Source organism: Pseudomonas sp. ADAK18, from assembly GCF_012935695.1.
In the GTDB taxonomy this organism is placed as follows: domain Bacteria; phylum Pseudomonadota; class Gammaproteobacteria; order Pseudomonadales; family Pseudomonadaceae; genus Aquipseudomonas.
The window spans coordinates 1185863-1201019 of record NZ_CP052859.1 but is presented as its reverse complement, the minus strand read 5'-3'; the positions used below and the strand labels follow the sequence as shown (position 1 = coordinate 1201019).

The 15157-nt window shown below is 51.8% G+C and carries 14 protein-coding genes; all 14 read right to left on the bottom strand.

The window, feature by feature from the left end; genetic code table 11:
• Positions 1–45 precede the first annotated feature (45 nt).
• The 14 genes from HKK55_RS05555 to hisC all read right to left on the bottom strand — a co-directional run bounded on the left by HKK55_RS05555 (position 46) and on the right by hisC (position 15152).
• The gene (locus HKK55_RS05555; RefSeq protein WP_169353714.1) at positions 46–1038 is read right to left on the bottom strand and encodes an EpsG family protein; all 993 of its coding nucleotides are present in this window, start codon (positions 1036–1038) and stop codon (positions 46–48) included.
• Complete coding sequence (locus tag HKK55_RS05550) at positions 1035–1970, bottom strand: glycosyltransferase family 2 protein (RefSeq protein ID WP_169353713.1); 936 nt, start codon at positions 1968–1970, stop codon at positions 1035–1037. The genes HKK55_RS05555 and HKK55_RS05550 overlap by 4 nt, the downstream gene beginning before the upstream one ends.
• 10 nt (positions 1971–1980) lie before the next feature.
• Positions 1981–3258, bottom strand: coding sequence for an O-antigen translocase (locus HKK55_RS05545; RefSeq protein ID WP_169353712.1), 1278 nt, complete (start codon positions 3256–3258; stop codon positions 1981–1983).
• The gene (locus HKK55_RS05540; protein WP_169353711.1) at positions 3258–4379 is read right to left on the bottom strand and encodes a DegT/DnrJ/EryC1/StrS aminotransferase family protein; all 1122 of its coding nucleotides are present in this window, start codon (positions 4377–4379) and stop codon (positions 3258–3260) included. Before HKK55_RS05540 ends, HKK55_RS05545 begins: the two co-directional genes overlap by 1 nt.
• A 99-nt stretch (positions 4380–4478) precedes the next feature.
• Positions 4479–4883 carry an FdtA/QdtA family cupin domain-containing protein gene (locus HKK55_RS05535; RefSeq protein ID WP_169353710.1) on the bottom strand — a complete coding sequence of 135 codons (405 nt, stop codon included), beginning with the start codon at positions 4881–4883 and terminating at the stop codon, positions 4479–4481.
• Complete coding sequence (rfbC, locus tag HKK55_RS05530) at positions 4880–5446, bottom strand: dTDP-4-dehydrorhamnose 3,5-epimerase (protein WP_169353709.1); 567 nt, start codon at positions 5444–5446, stop codon at positions 4880–4882. Before rfbC ends, HKK55_RS05535 begins: the two co-directional genes overlap by 4 nt.
• Entirely contained in the window at positions 5443–6336 is an 894-nt protein-coding gene (gene rfbA, locus HKK55_RS05525) for a glucose-1-phosphate thymidylyltransferase RfbA (protein ID WP_169353708.1), read from the bottom strand. The genes rfbC and rfbA overlap by 4 nt, the downstream gene beginning before the upstream one ends.
• Before the next feature lie 473 nt (positions 6337–6809).
• Positions 6810–8162 (bottom strand): Wzz/FepE/Etk N-terminal domain-containing protein, encoded by a 1353-nt coding sequence (locus tag HKK55_RS05520; RefSeq protein ID WP_178128829.1) that lies wholly within the window; start codon positions 8160–8162, stop codon positions 6810–6812.
• Between the two features lie 273 nt (positions 8163–8435).
• Positions 8436–8657, bottom strand: coding sequence for a lipopolysaccharide assembly protein LapA domain-containing protein (locus HKK55_RS05515; protein ID WP_169353707.1), 222 nt, complete (start codon positions 8655–8657; stop codon positions 8436–8438).
• A 25-nt stretch (positions 8658–8682) separates the two neighbouring features.
• Positions 8683–8979, bottom strand: a complete 297-nt coding sequence (ihfB, locus tag HKK55_RS05510; RefSeq protein ID WP_122427614.1) for an integration host factor subunit beta — start codon at positions 8977–8979, stop codon at positions 8683–8685.
• Between the two features lie 325 nt (positions 8980–9304).
• A complete protein-coding gene (gene rpsA, locus HKK55_RS05505; RefSeq protein ID WP_169353706.1) occupies positions 9305–10993 on the bottom strand; it encodes a 30S ribosomal protein S1 in 1689 nt (562 codons plus the stop codon).
• 121 nt (positions 10994–11114) lie between these two features.
• A complete protein-coding gene (gene cmk / locus HKK55_RS05500) occupies positions 11115–11804 on the bottom strand; it encodes a (d)CMP kinase (protein ID WP_169353705.1) in 690 nt (229 codons plus the stop codon).
• A complete protein-coding gene (locus HKK55_RS05495) occupies positions 11801–14011 on the bottom strand; it encodes a bifunctional prephenate dehydrogenase/3-phosphoshikimate 1-carboxyvinyltransferase (RefSeq protein WP_237151357.1) in 2211 nt (736 codons plus the stop codon). The genes cmk and HKK55_RS05495 overlap by 4 nt, the downstream gene beginning before the upstream one ends.
• Positions 14012–14039: 28 nt before the next feature.
• Positions 14040–15152, bottom strand: a complete 1113-nt coding sequence (gene hisC, locus HKK55_RS05490; RefSeq protein ID WP_169353703.1) for a histidinol-phosphate transaminase — start codon at positions 15150–15152, stop codon at positions 14040–14042.
• Between the last annotated feature and the right edge of the window lie 5 nt (positions 15153–15157).

Here is a 15157-nt window from a genome sequence, read left to right as displayed (position 1 = left end):
CTCTAACATCAAACTCAAGTACAGCTAAAATAGGAGGCCAACTCCTCAGCCAGCCCACGAAATTGCATCCAGCTTAATTAGAGGATTTTCCCCTAAATAACTGATATTCGTAAAAACGTAACCCAATGCAAGAATAGTCACTAGCTTATAGAGCCAACCAAACCGAAGGTGCGTTAGGGACAATGCTAACAAGCCGAAAAAAAGTGAAATATCTGCGACCCGAATAGCAGCGGCTGGCATTTTCCCCATCGCCAGATAAAACAACAGCAAAGCCACCGAATAATATGCAAAGTGCTTCGCCAAAGGCCGCTTTGAAAACTGCACATAGCAGAATGTAAAAACGATAAAAAAATTCTTTAACGAGAGCGGATTGAAATCCTCTTTATATACATCAGCAGCATACTGTTGATAATAAGGTGCATACTCGAGTCCCAAAAAAACTACCAGCGCCACGCCAATGACAATAGGATACTTCAGCGACCCGAAAAAACGCTGAACGAGCCACAGAGCGATGATCAAAAAACTAACGTTATGTAAAAGCACAGCACATAAAAAATAGAAAACCGAACTGGTTTTTCGATTTTCAAGAATAGCCAACGCAACCACCGCCACCGCGGCCGCGTTGCGAATTTGCGTCAATTCCCAAACTGGAAAAAAAACAAGTGCATAGACGACTCCGAAAAACAACCCTTCACGAACGCCGTAACTACTCTCCACCCTCTGAAAAAACTTAAATTTTGCATATAATGCGATAAACGCATATGTGTAAAGCACCCCAACAAAACCTATTCCAACATAATCAAAAATCAGTGATAGAACCTGATAACCGACCTCAACTCCTGGGGGGGTGCCAGCGACGATATTATCGTAATACTCTAGGTAGTTCTGATAATCATAATCAAAACCCATTGGGCGCAATGCGATCAACAGTGAGGCTATTGCAGCGAAAACAAATACCGCAATAGCACCTGGAGTCGTCACTCTCCAGCGTCCACTCAAATGAAATTGATGAGTTGGCTCATGTCCTGATGATTTCAACTGAATATTCTCCGCACTAACTTAGTTAAACGGCGCCGGAAGAAGCTGAAAGAATAGGTCAAAAAATAATAGAAAAAATACAACTTGACACCAATTGAGCTCCCCCTAAAAAGATCAACTCCATCAGCGATACGACCTAACCGAACAGCACCTAAAAAATGCATCGCAAGCACTTTACCCAGTGCTTTTGAGTAAATTTTCGCAGGCGCTGAAAAATTCAGCATTTGTTTTATTATGAAAAATTGCCGAGGTATATTTTTAAAGGCATTAGCCCCATGCTGCCTATATTTCACTACTATTTGTTCCGGCTCATATAAAAAATCCCGGTTCAGCAGTGGAAATCGAGTAAGCATTTTTATAAACATTGGATAATCGTCTAAGATAACACGCTGATCCCAACCACCGACCTCTCTCAAGCCAGCGCTCCTAAAAACTGTCGACTGGATAAGAATGGGTTGCGGATAGTCCAAATACAGTGCATCAGCTCTAGACGAAGCACTCATGGAAAAAAAATTTTCGTGTGATTTATTATAAACTGGCGTATGTACTTCTGGATCTTCGGTAGCAAAGCTCACCCCACCACCGATGCAAAACATCGCGAGAGGATGATCTTTCAGTTTCTGGACACACTCTGCGAGCCCTGCCGGACAAAGCACATCGTCCGACGCAACGAAATAAATGAACTCGGTTTTCGCCATTTCAAGCCCAAGGGTCAACGACGAAACAACACCGCTATTATCCTTAACCACAAAGTTAACATTCCTTGGGGTTTTCTCATTAAGAAACTGCTCTATCTTTAGTTTTGTCGAGTCAGTAGACCCGTCATCCACGATAATTATTTCCGTTCCTGGCAAATCAACCGCGCATGCCGCCGCCAGCCCTTCAACAACATAGCGCTCATGATTGTAGGCAGGAATAACAATAGTCAGCATCTAATATACCTTATTTACCCTTAACGGATGCAGTGCTGCGCATCGTCCTAAAATATCCTGCCACGCAAGCAACCATGACCGCCCAGTAAAGTGCGTAGTTCACCGCATAAGCCACTACCACGCCTTCCAAGCCAATCTGCCGTACAAAATACCACGCAAAAAATACGTATGATGCAGAAAAAACAACTTCCGTAATGATGTACATTTTGTACATCGCCTTACCTAACAGTAGATAAGCAAGAATCCAACTACCGATCTTCAACGTGTCACCCACCATTTGCCAAGCAAATAGCTCACGTACCGGAGAAAAGTCCGTTGTAAACAGTAAAAATACTATCAGATCTCGCGCAAAGTACATCACGACCCCGGCCAAAACAGCGAAAGGCAAAATAATTTTATAACCTTGCTTTATTTCATGAATCAACTCTCTAGCGGTGCCGAGTTCTGACAGACGTGGTAAATAGTAAACACTGAGCGTCGTAGTCACTAACAAGAGATATGCAGCACTCAGCCTAAGCATTGCCTCCCAATATCCTGCTGCTTCCCAGCCGAGCGTTGCGGCAATATCACTTCGAATCAGCATCGTGCTAATAGGCATGCATATAGCGGACGTCAAAGCCATGGCAGTGAATTTTGCCAAATTCAATGCAGCCGCTCGATCTACAGCACCAAAAAACAATTGAATCTTAAACCACGTCGTCTGCCGACAGAGAATAATCGTCACCAAAAAACTTAATGATTGATATATCGCCAGAGCAGCCAGCGCCCCATAAAGCCCGAAGTAAATCGCCATTACCGAGGTAACAACCAATGAAAAAAGACTGCCTCCTATATTGGCAAAGACATAAAGAATAATTTCTTTTCGGCCATTCAACACAGCTAACAGCAAGGTATTGAAACTAAACAGTACCAAGGTAGCGGCAAAGCAAAGAAATACGCCAGAAAATTCGACGTCACCCAGCGTCCACAGCGCTAGCTCTTTACTGAACAACGCTATCAACAGTGAGGCAAGTGTTGCCCCTATTAAAACAATAGTACCCGAGGTCCTCCACAAAGCGTGTAGCCGGTATTCTTCCTCGGCATACTCAGCAGTATATTTAGTCACCCCATTATTAATAGCACCACTGGCAAATGTGGTCAGCATCTGTACAACATTCTGAAACTGACCGATCGCCGCATAACCACTCGGTCCGACATAAATAGCCAGGACCTTATTCAAGCCCAACAAGGTCAACATCTTTATGACGACAGCGATCCCATTCAAAAGACTGGTTTTAACAAGGTTCATCAATATCGACCAAAACTATTACACGCCGAGACAATAGCCTGTGCCTCCGCCATAGATAATGTAGGACCGATTGGCAAACTCAATATCTGTTGGTGGATACGCTCCGCAACCGGATAGGACTGATCGGCAAGCTCGGCATATGCTTGTTGTTGATGAGGAGGAATGGGGTAGTGAATCAATGTTTGTATGTTATGGCCCAACAAGTGCTTCTGAAGCTCATCCCGTTGTTCGCACTGCACTGTGTAGACATGCCATACATGACTGGAGTTACCGAGCGCATCGAAATCCAACCTGACAGGCAGGCTAATAAGCGGATTGGTGATTGATGTTGTATAAAGCTGTGCAATTTCACGACGATAAGCCGTTTGGGCATCTAGGTACTTAAGTTTGACAGAGAGGCAAGCCGCTTGAATTTCATCAAGCCGACTATTTACACCACGATAAGTATTTTTGTATTTTTCATAGGATCCGTAGTTACCCAATGCTCGAATCGTCGCAGCCAACTTATCATCGTTGGTTGTCACGGCACCTGCATCACCTAGTGCACCGAGATTTTTTCCTGGGTAGAAGCTGAATCCCGATGCATCCCCCCAGTTACCCGCCTTTCTACCATCAATGTGCGCACCGTGCGCCTGCGCCGAATCCTCCAGAACCAAGAGGTTGTGGCGTTTTGCAATTTCCGCAATCTTGGGCATATTAGCCATTCGACCATACAGGTGAACAGGAAGAATCGCCTTTGTCTTATTCGTAATCGCAGATTCGACTTTAACCGGACATAAATTCAGTGTGCGAGGATCTGGCTCCACAAGCACGGGGACCAGTCCATTCTCGGAAATAGCCAGAACACTAGCGATGTAGGTGTTGGAAGGAACGATAACTTCGTCCCCTTCACTCATGTAACCGAGCTCTTTCCACGCTCTGATAACCAACACTAAGGCGTCAAGACCGTTAGCAACACCAATACAGTGCCGAGTACCACAATACGCCGCAAATTCGCGCTCAAAATCATGAAGTTCAGTGCCGCCGATGTACCAACCGGAGTCAACAACCCTCGTGCAGGCGGCGACCAGTTCGTCGCGGCAACGGTTGTTTATATCTTTCAACTCTAAAAATTTTATCATTCTACAGATACCTGATCGTTCCGACTAAACAACAGACTAAATTCGATACAACACACTAATTCACAACCGTCATTGCAGTCCATGGCGATCGACAGAATATTAATACGACTTAGCCAGCAGCTTAAAATCAGAATAATTACGAATGTAATCTTGCTCATTGTAAAGCTCACTCGCCAAGACGAGCAACACACAATCTGGGCTGAACTGATGCATTTCACGCCAAATCATCTTCCTGATGAGAATTGCCTTGACGGGAGAATCCAACCAAACCTCTTCCTGATTGGTCCCATCATCCAATTTCATAAGGCACCGGCCTGATATACATACTGCGACTTGCATCAATTCTTTATGAGCATGAAAACCACGAGCAACGTCTTTCCGGGTTTCGGTAAGGTAATACACACGTTTGATTTCGAAGGGAATATTTATATTATTCTCTAGAGCGATCAACTGGCCCCGCTCATCCCCTCTCGACTGGATATCTAAAATCTCGATCAAACTCATTGCTGTGCCTCCAGAAAGGCTTGCAACCCTGGCGCGTTGTCGTCCTTTTCACTAACGAGATAATTTTCCGCATCAGGCCATTCAATATTGAGAGCTGGATCACTCCAATGGAGCGCGCCCTCAGACTCCTTAGCGTAGTAATCAGTGGTCTTGTACAGAAAGTGAGTATCGTCTTCTAGCGAAACGAAGCCGTGCGCAAAACCTTCCGGGATCCACAGCATATGGTTATTGGTGCAATCCAACTGCACACCAACCCATTTCAGGTACGTGCTGGACTCAGGCCGAATATCTACCGCCACGTCAAAAGCAGCGCCCCGCACGACACGCACCAGTTTGCCTTGTGCATGGGGAGCGCGCTGGAAGTGCAGCCCCCTCAGCACGCCCCTTGCCGAACAGGAGTGATTATCCTGAACAAAGGCTCGCGGTACAGGCAACCCCAGTTCTGTAAGCGCTGTATGAAACCGCTCTTCGTTAAAGCTTTCCATAAACCAGCCACGATCATCGCCAAAAACCTTCGGTTCAATGATCACGACGTCAGGAATAGCAGTCTGAATCAGTTTCATGCCTCTGAAGCCTCTTCTAGAAGTTTTTGCAAGTACTGACCATAGCCTGTCTTCTTCAGCTTTTCCGCTTGGACACCCAGTTGCTCTGGGGTAATCCAGCCCTTATGAAATGCAATTTCTTCCAGGCAAGCGACTTTCAACCCCTGGCGGTGCTCGATGGTATGAACGAAATGACTCGCCTCAAGGAGCGACTCGTGAGTGCCCGTGTCCAGCCAGGCAAAACCACGTCCCAGCATTTCGACGGTTAACGATTTGTCATCCAGATAGGCACGGTTTACGTCCGTAATTTCAAGCTCTCCACGCGGGGAAGGCTTGATGCTTTTTGCAATTTCTACAACTCGATTGTCGTAGAAGTACAAGCCTGTCACTGCATAGTTGGACTTTGGCTTCGTTGGTTTTTCTTCGATGCTCAGTGCACGGCCGGTGGCATCGAACTCAACAACACCAAAACGCTCAGGGTCTGATACGTGATAGCCAAAGACTGTCGCACCGGTTTTCTGGGACATAGCGGAACGCAAGTTATCGGAAAAATGCTGCCCGTAAAAAATATTGTCGCCAAGGATCAGGCAGCAAGGATCATCACCAATAAATTCCTCGCCAATCAGGAAAGCCTGAGCCAAACCGTCCGGGCTAGGTTGCTCGGCATAGCTGAGCTGGATGCCGTACTGACTACCATCACCCAGGAGCTTTTTAAAGCAAGGCAAATCTTCAGGGGTGGAGATAATCAAAATTTCGCGCATGCCAGCCAACATCAACACCGACAGCGGATAGAAAATCATCGGCTTGTCGAAGATCGGCAACATTTGCTTGGATACGCCCAACGTCAGTGGGTGCAAACGCGTACCCGAGCCGCCAGCGAGGATGATGCCTTTGCGTTTGATGTCCTTCATATCTGTAAAATTTCCTTAAATACCTGCATTACACCAAGCCAACACACAGGTAGGCGGGCGAAAAATAGCGCGTAGATTCTCGGTATTGCGCGGCAATTTCAATGCCAGCGGCCGGTAACCCGAAATTGCCAATGTAAAATCGTAAATTTTTCAAAGCAGAGCCTGCACCTGCAGCCACCTCCTGCACAACACAGAAAATACTCGGTGCAGGAAAACAATCGCTCCCAAGCTGATCGACTCGCGTGATTATGATCCATCTGGGCCGGGAGCTGCCGCTTTTTACATGATTAACCCGCTGAGGAGGGTCGCCCGCTCAACGAACACCAGTCACTCCGGCGACTCTAGGAGCCAATTGAGCCCTGGAGCCTGTAACCTTTGATCCTGGTGCGTTTAGACAGCAAGTTGCGGGCTAGTTTCCTCACGGAATAAAATCCCACGTTGCCTGGAAAGTAAAACACCGACCGTACGACTCTCTACTGCGCCTTGCTCAATCCTGCATCGCTACCCACCATCGTCGGTGAGCCAGGCTGTACGGATAGCACCACCGGTTTCTGTCGAGGTTGACGCGTTGCGACAAGATGACGTATCACGGCAATAAAGGCCCCGACGAAACCGCCCAAAATCAGCCCAAGCAGAATAATCAACGCCTTCTGAGGCTTGACCGGACGCAAAGGCTCCAGTGCCTGCTTATCGATAGTCACCAACTTCAGTCGGCTCATATCAATGCTCAGGTTACGTAACCGGGCCACTTCAGCACGCACCGGCTGAACACCTGCCAGGAACAGATCTTCGTTTTCACGACGATTAAGCACTTCAATTTCACGATTGGCTTGGAGCAATTGCAGCTCTTTGGCAATCTGCGCGATACGACCCTCTGCAAAATCATCCGATTTACGCTGCAACAACGCAGTGCGCTCGGCCTCAAGCGCCTCGACCCCCATGAAATACAGAGGGATTTGCTGATTGTTTATTTCGGTGCGCATCACACTTGTTGAACCGTTACGGTCCGACTCACCCAGCGAGGAAGGTGTACTGGGCTTTCTGATGCCTAGAGACATGGCAATACCAATGGCTTCGTTCAACTGCGCCACTCGGTCAGTGCGCCCAGTTTTCAGTTGTGCTCGTAGCGCCTTGAGCTCATCCTGCAATTGAGCCCGTCGCAAGCTATCCGCTTCCCGAAGAGCCGCGATCCTTGCCTCTTTATCAACTTCATAGCTGGAACGGGCAGCATCGATCTTGCCTTTGAGTTCGTTCATCCTATTTTTTACGATAACATCCAGATCCGCCGCAATCTGCTCACGCTCAGTGGCTATCGCATAGTCAATGAAACCGTTGAGAATGGTGACGCCATCAACACCTTTCGGATAACTCATCTCAATCTTGATGTAGGCACTGAGGGAGTTGGCCTTCTTGGGGTCGGGCAGAATGAGCTCAATAGAGTTTCGGTTGAACTCTTCGAAGCTCTGCTCCAAGGTCCTGCCAGGCTGCTCAAACGCTTTGAACAGTTTCTGGTTTGAACGAAAAAAACCCAAACGAGTATCGTAAGATTCTAACGATGCCCCCACCCTGACAAGTGCATCACCGGGAGGAAGTGTATAAATTTCGGAACGATTCAACGCATCCAGTTCGTTGATTGCTGCCGGGCGCAACACACTACTGACTTCGTACTGAGGAGGCGTGAGGAGCGCATAAATCACAGCAATCAGCCCGGCGCCTGTAGTAGCAGCCATAACCAACTTTTTTTGCTTCCAGACAGCCTGAAAAAGCGTAATGAGATCAATCTGTTCGGAAGAATGGACCGGCGGAGCGCGGAAGCTACTACTCACAACAAAAACCTGCCTTCAAAGAGAAACTGCGGGCTCGTTATGCAGACTATTTGCGTTTTTTTGTACTTATAGTATTCGGCCAGCAATACCCGGCGTCGCTGCTAGGCTTGAGGCTCGCAAAATGACTGTTTTCGAGAACAGCGAGCATTTTGCCATCTACTGGTAACATTACAAGACTTGACATGTCTGTAAGACAACTCTGAAGTCGCCAAGAGATTTTTCTGCCCTTATGATCAGACAGGCAGCCTACCTAGTTACGCTGACCACCTTAAATCACCGAACACCTTTACGCCTGAACAGCACACCTAGCACCGGACCAATGACCATTCCAAGAATCAGAGAAAATGTAATAAATACCGATACGGGCATCTGTGCAGTAGCCCACCCAAAAAACGACAGGGCAACGCCCTGCTGATTTTCCAATATGAACGCCAGGATCGCCAGGACGACGACCAGCACAATAAGCACCAAGGCAACGCGCTTAGCACCGCGCATAATTTTCTCCTAATCCCAAAAACACTCAGACGACGCCTTCTTCGTCTTCGTTCACCCGATCCCGCAATTCCTTACCCGGCTTAAAGTGGGGCACGAATTTGCCGTCAAGACTGACGGACTGCCCGGTCTTCGGGTTACGGCCGACCCGGGGCGCACGATAGTGCAGTGAGAAGCTGCCAAACCCGCGAATTTCGATGCGATCGCCGGTAGCGAGGCATTGGGACATTTGTTCAAGCATAGTCTTGATGGCCAACTCCACATCCTTGGATGAGAGCAGCCCTTGATGGGTGACAATTCGTTCGATCAACTCCGACTTCGTCATATTTTTCCCTTCTTTTTCAAGCAGCTAGGAAAAGCGCTTCGAAGGTTTTAGCATGACCAGAGCAGTTTGAACAGCCCGAGTATTGACTTATCTTTCAGAAGTTAGAGCTTTAAGCGTAAGTCCGAGGCTTGGCGCCCCACTTCCTCAGAAGCCACAGGAGACACCCAACGGCCAGCATCATCAGATAGAGCCTGTTACAACCAATCATCAACTAACGCAGCCACAAGACCGCAGAAGACACGACCCCAACGATCAGCCCGCAGGAACGGAATTCGAGACACAAAAAAGGGCGACCGAAGTCGCCCTTTTTACTGCCTTACAGAACTTAGTTCTGCTTAGCCATTGCTTCGCGCAGCAGTGCAGCCATGGTGGTTTCACCAGGTGCAGCAGCTTCCGGGGCCGTTTTCAGGCTCTGGATTGCTTCTTTCTCTTCAGCATCGTCTTTCGACTTGATGGAGAGGGAGATCAAGCGGCTCTTGCGGTCAACGCTGATGATCTTGGCTTCTACTTCTTCGCCAACTTTCAGAACGTTACGCGCGTCTTCAACGCGGTCACGGCTGATTTCGGAGGCTTTCAGAGTCGCTTCGATATCGTCGGCCAGAGTGATGATGGCGCCTTTAGCGTCAACTTCCTTCACGATGCCTTTAACGATGGCGCCTTTATCGTTCTCTTGAACGTACTCGGAGAACGGATCGCTTTCCAGTTGCTTGATACCCAGGGAGATGCGCTCGCGCTCTGGGTCAACCGACAGGATAACGGTGTCCAGCTCGTCGCCCTTCTTGAAACGACGAACAGCTTCTTCGCCCACTTCGTTCCAGGAGATGTCGGACAGGTGAACCAGGCCGTCGATGCCGCCGTCCAGACCAATGAAGATACCGAAATCGGTGATCGACTTGATGGTGCCGGAGATTTTATCGCCCTTGTTGAACTGGCCAGAGAAATCTTCCCATGGGTTAGATTTGCACTGCTTGATGCCCAAGGAGATACGACGACGCTCTTCATCGATGTCCAGAACCATAACTTCCACTTCGTCGCCGACTTGTACGACTTTCGAAGGGTGGATGTTCTTGTTGGTCCAGTCCATTTCGGAAACGTGTACCAGGCCTTCCACGCCTTCTTCCAGCTCAGCAAAGCAGCCGTAGTCGGTCAGGTTGGTAACGCGCGCGGTTACGCGAGTGCTTTCTGGGTAACGAGCTTTGATAGCGACCCATGGATCTTCGCCCAGCTGCTTCAAGCCCAGGGAGACACGGTTGCGCTCACGATCGTACTTCAGAACCTTGACATCGATCTCGTCGCCAACATTGACGATTTCCGATGGATGCTTGATACGCTTCCAAGCCATGTCGGTAATGTGCAGCAGGCCATCGACGCCACCCAGATCGACGAATGCGCCGTAATCGGTGAGGTTTTTGACGATACCTTTGACTTGTTGGCCTTCCTGCAGGGATTCCAGCAGAGCTTCACGCTCGGCGGAGTTCTCTGCTTCCAGGACGCTGCGACGGGAAACGACAACGTTGTTGCGCTTCTGGTCGAGCTTGATGACCTTGAATTCGAGCTCTTTGCCTTCCAGGTGCGTGGTGTCGCGCACTGGACGAACGTCGACCAAAGAACCTGGCAGGAACGCACGGATGCCGTTAACGTCGACAGTGAAGCCGCCTTTAACCTTACCGTTGATAACGCCCTTGACCACTTCTTCAGCTGCGAAGGCTGCTTCCAGAACAATCCAGCATTCAGCGCGCTTGGCTTTTTCACGGGAGAGCTTGGTTTCACCGAAGCCGTCTTCAACCGAGTCCAGCGCAACGTGAACTTCGTCACCGACATTGATAGTCAGGTCGCCAGCGTCGTTGTAGAACTGCTCAAGCGGGATGAGTGCTTCAGACTTCAGACCAGCGTGAACGGTTACCCAGCGAGCTTGGTAATCGATATCAACGATAACACCGGTGATGATGGAGCCAGCCTGAAGGTTCAGGGTTTTTAGGCTTTCTTCAAAGAGTTCCGCAAAGCTTTCGCTCATTTTAATTCCTGTTGATAAGGGCGAAGAATACGCCCATCTGCCACACCCCAGACGGTGTGGGTTACGTTCATATAAAAGAAGGAATGCAGGACTAAGACTGGTCCCCTGCGCTCCTTCTGAGTCACCCGGTGATATCGCGAATGGCGATTTCACTCAAGATGCGTTCCAGCACCTGCTCAATGGACAACTCCGTGGAATCCAGCTGTATGGCGTCAGCCGCCGGCTTTAGCGGGGCTACCGCACGCTGGGTGTCACGCTCATCGCGTGCACGGATCTCATCTAGCAGACTCGACAGACTAACACCATCGACTTTGCCCTTCAACTGCAAGTATCGGCGACGGGCTCGTTCCTCGGCGCTGGCGGTCAGGAAAATCTTCAACGGAGCCTCGGGAAACACTACCGTGCCCATGTCGCGACCATCCGCTACAAGACCCGGCGGCTCCTGAAACGCCCGTTGGCGCTGCAGCAAGGCATCACGTACCGCCGGCAATGCCGCCACCTGGGAAGCCCAGGCACCCACCTGCTCATTACGCAAGTCGTCGGTAACATCGTCCCCTTCTAGGATGATGCGTTGCGGGTGACCTTCCGTCGCCCCGAGAAACTGCACATCGAGGTGCGCCGCCAGCAGCTTGAGAGATTCTTCGTTGGTCAGATCGACACCATGGTTACGCGCCGCGAACGCCAGCAGGCGGTACAACGCCCCGGAATCCAGCAGGCACCAGCCCAGGCGCTTGGCCAGGATGCCGGCGATCGTGCCTTTGCCCGAGCCGCTTGGCCCGTCGATGGTAATCACCGGTGCTTTGATATTCACAATTGAGCCTCTTGGGCAACACGAATGCCGACTTGGGCACACAGTGTAAGAAAATTCGGAAAAGACGTAGCCACGTTGGCACAGTCATGGATACGAATCGGCGCAGCAGCACGCAGGGAAGCCACGCTGAACGCCATGGCAATCCGATGATCGCCATGAGAATGGACTTCGCCGCCGCCCATCAGGCCGCCATCAATGATAATCCCATCAGGAGTCGGTTCACACTTCACACCCAACGCCAGGAGGCCATCGGCCATGACCTGGATCCGGTCAGACTCCTTGACCCGCAACTCCCCGGCTCCGCGCAGCACCGTTCGTCCTGCTGCGCACGCCGCAGCAATGAACAACACGGGGAATTCGTCGATAGCCAGTGGCACCAACGCCTCTGGAATCTCGATCCCGCTCAACGCAGCCGCCCGTACACGCAAGTCGGCCACAGGCTCGCCGCCCACTACCCGCGGATTCTCCAGCGTAATATCGGCGCCCATCAAGCGCAGAATATCAATGACACCGGTACGGGTCGGATTGACACCCACATGCTCAAGGAACAGCTCGGAGCCTTCGGCAATCGAGGCCGCTACCAGGAAAAACGCCGAGGAAGAAATATCTCCTGGCACTTCGATATGCGTCGCGGTCAGCGCATGGCCAGGCTCAACCGAAGCGGTAGCACCCGCCACCTCCACCGGATAACCAAAACCACGCAGCATCCGCTCGGTATGGTCACGGGTAGGTGCAGGCTCGGTAATAGCCGTTTTGCCCTCGGCATACAGCCCAGCCAACAGCAGGCAGGATTTCACCTGGGCGCTGGCCATCGGCAGCGTATAGGTCAGGCCTTTAAGCGTCTGACCGCCACGAATCGTCAGTGGCGGACGCCCTTCCGGCCCCGTCTCGATAACCGCCCCCATTTCCCGTAATGGCTTGGCCACACGACTCATTGGGCGCTTAGACAGCGACGCATCCCCCGTCAAGACACTGTCGAAACTCTGCGCCGCCAGTAAACCGGACAACAGCCGCATGGAAGTGCCAGAGTTGCCTAGATAGATCGGGCCAGGCGCTGGCTTCAAGCCATGCAAGCCAACACCATGAATGGTGACGCGCCCGTGATGCGGGCCTTCAATCACCACGCCCATGTCACGGAAAGCCTGCAGCGTTGCCAGGGCATCTTCGCCCTCAAGGAAGCCTTCGACTTCGGTGATACCGTTCGCCAGGGACCCCAGCATGATCGATCGATGGGAGATCGACTTATCCCCCGGCACCCGAATCCGCCCACTCAGACGACCACCCGGGCTGGCGAGAAAAACCAGGTTATCGGCATTCACGACCGTGTCCATGTAAGCCCGGCGCGCCAGAATCTTGCTGAAATGCTCCCGCGCCACCCGAGCACGAGTGAACACGCCCAACAACTGATGACCATCACCCGCATCAACCGCATCGCGCAAGGCGTCAAGGTCGCTACGAAAGGTATCCAGGGTGCGCAACACTGCTTCGCGGTTGGCGAGGAAGATGTCATGCCACATGACGGGGTCACTGCCGGCGATCCTTGTGAAATCGCGGAAGCCACCGGCGGCATAGCGGAAAATATCGAGGTTCTCGTTGCGCTTGGCCAGGGAGTCCACCAGGCCAAACGCCAGCAGATGCGGCAAATGACTGGTCGCAGCCAACACTTCATCGTGTCGCTCGACCTGCATATGCTCGACGTCCGCCCCCAGCTCACGCCAAAGCCGATCAACCATCGCCAAGGCCGCTGAATCCGTTTCATCCAACGGCGTCAGAATCACCTTATGGCGACGGAACAGCTGCGCGTTGGACGCCTCTACCCCACTCTGCTCGGAGCCTGCGATCGGATGGCCCGGCACAAACCGCGCCGGCATACCACCAAAGGCCAGCCGCGCCGCTCGCACCACATTGCCCTTGGCACTGCCGACATCCGTCAGGATTGCCTGCCCCAGGTCCATGCCAGCCAACAGCACCAGCAGCTTCTCCATGGCCAGGATCGGCACCGCCAACTGAATGACGTCCGCGCCCTGACAGGCAACCGCCAGATCAGCCTCACAGCGATCCACCACACCCAGCTCAACTGCCAGCTTGCGCGATTGCGGATCCAGGTCCACACCAACCACCTCGCCGCACAGACCGCTTTCACGCAAGCCCTTGGCGAAGGAACCACCGATCAATCCCAGACCGACCACCACCAAGCGACCGATCATAGGCACAGCAGGTTGCAATGCAGTGACATCAACCACGATCCAGGACCTTGGCCAGCGCCTCAAGGAAGCGACTGTTCTCTGCCGGCAAGCCAATGGTGATACGCAGGTGGTTCGGCATGCCGTAGTTGGCCACCGGGCGCACGATTACGCCTTCACGCAGCAGGCCCTGGAACACAGGAGCAGCCACTTGGCCAAGGTCGACACAGATGAAGTTGCCCTTGGACGGAATCCAGCCCAGGCCCAACTCACGGAAACCTTCCTGCAACTGCAGCATGCCGCTTTCGTTTAGGCGACGGCCCTCTTCCAGGTATTCAGCGTCCTGCACCGCAGCACAAGCCGCCGCCAGCGCGAGGCTGTTGACGTTGAATGGCTGACGAACGCGGTTCAGCACATCGGCCACCACCGCGGTGGACAGGCCGTAGCCGACCCGCAGCGACGCCAGGCCGTAAGCCTTGGAGAAGGTGCGCGAGACCAGCAGGTTCGGATAAGCCGCAAGGAAGTCCAGGCCATCCGGCAGGTCGCTGCCTTCGGCGTACTCAATATAAGCCTCGTCCAGGACCACCAGCACGTGCTCCGGCACGTCTTGCAGGAAGTTGTCCAGCACCTCGGCGCTGAACCAGGTGCCGGTCGGGTTGTTCGGGTTGGCGATAAACACGACACGGGTCTGGTCATCAATGGCCGCCAGCATGGCCGGCAGGTCATGACCCCAATCCTTCGCAGGAATCACGCGCGCCTCAGCGCCAACGGCCTGAGTGACGATCGGATAGACCGCAAACGCATGCTCACTGAACACCGCATTCAGGCCCGGCGCCAGATAGGCACGACCGACCAGCTCAAGGATGTCGTTGGAACCATTACCCAGGGTCACCTGGTTCAGGTCAACGCGGCAGTTTTCTGCCAACAGCGACTTGAGCGCAAAGCCATTACCATCGGGATAACGAGTCAACTCAACCAGAGCATCGCGAATCGCCGCCAATACCTTGGGGCTTGGACCCAGCGGATTTTCGTTGCTGGCCAGTTTTACGATCTTCGACGGGTCCAGATTCAACTCACGCGCCAGCTCGTCCACAGGCTTGCCCGGAACGTAAGGCGACAGTTGTTGCACGCCCGGCTGCGCCAGGGCGAGGAAGTTGCCACTCATGTTAA

Excerpts from the sequence above, each read along its gene's own strand:
- HKK55_RS05540 (WP_169353711.1), bottom strand. The coding sequence starts at position 4,379 with ATGATAAAATTTTTAGAGTTGAAAGATATAAACAACCGTTGCCGCGAC.
- HKK55_RS05550 (WP_169353713.1), bottom strand. The coding sequence starts at position 1,970 with ATGCTGACTATTGTTATTCCTGCCTACAATCATGAGCGCTATGTTGTT.
- hisC (WP_169353703.1), bottom strand. The coding sequence starts at position 15,152 with ATGAGTGGCAACTTCCTCGCCCTGGCGCAGCCGGGCGTGCAACAACTG.
- HKK55_RS05495 (WP_237151357.1), bottom strand. The coding sequence starts at position 14,011 with ATGATCGGTCGCTTGGTGGTGGTCGGTCTGGGATTGATCGGTGGTTCC.
- ihfB (WP_122427614.1), bottom strand. The coding sequence starts at position 8,979 with ATGACGAAGTCGGAGTTGATCGAACGAATTGTCACCCATCAAGGGCTG.
- rpsA (WP_169353706.1), bottom strand. The coding sequence starts at position 10,993 with ATGAGCGAAAGCTTTGCGGAACTCTTTGAAGAAAGCCTAAAAACCCTG.
- HKK55_RS05545 (WP_169353712.1), bottom strand. The coding sequence starts at position 3,258 with ATGAACCTTGTTAAAACCAGTCTTTTGAATGGGATCGCTGTCGTCATA.
- HKK55_RS05515 (WP_169353707.1), bottom strand. The coding sequence starts at position 8,657 with ATGCGCGGTGCTAAGCGCGTTGCCTTGGTGCTTATTGTGCTGGTCGTC.
- rfbA (WP_169353708.1), bottom strand. The coding sequence starts at position 6,336 with ATGAAGGACATCAAACGCAAAGGCATCATCCTCGCTGGCGGCTCGGGT.
- rfbC (WP_169353709.1), bottom strand. The coding sequence starts at position 5,446 with ATGAAACTGATTCAGACTGCTATTCCTGACGTCGTGATCATTGAACCG.
- HKK55_RS05535 (WP_169353710.1), bottom strand. The coding sequence starts at position 4,883 with ATGAGTTTGATCGAGATTTTAGATATCCAGTCGAGAGGGGATGAGCGG.